General features: G+C 68.1%; 1 protein-coding gene. It reads right to left on the reverse strand.

Annotation, left to right across the window (positions count from 1 at the left end):
* Positions 1 to 263: HDOD domain-containing protein (locus SB771_RS35055; RefSeq protein ID WP_410722050.1), on the reverse strand; the 263-nt coding region annotated here is incomplete at both ends.

Consider the following 263-nt stretch of genomic DNA (forward strand, 5'->3'; position numbering starts at 1 on the left):
CCAGCAGCTTGCCGACCTGGCGCATCAGCGTGCAGACGACGGCTTCCTCGCCGCCGCGCAGTTCCGCATGCTCGGTCAGCTTGCGCGCGACGCAGCCGGACAGCAGCGCGCGGTTCAGCTCGAGCTTCGCGTCGATGCGACGCGGCGTGCTCTGGTGGAAATGGTCGACCAGCTTCAGCCCGACGACCAGATGGCCGACGGTGTCCATGCCGAGCACCATCAGCGCTCGGGTGACGGTCGTGATGTTGCCGCCGAAGGCCATG

The organism is Burkholderia sp. SIMBA_051 (assembly GCF_046534915.1).
Lineage (GTDB): Bacteria > Pseudomonadota > Gammaproteobacteria > Burkholderiales > Burkholderiaceae > Burkholderia > Burkholderia ambifaria.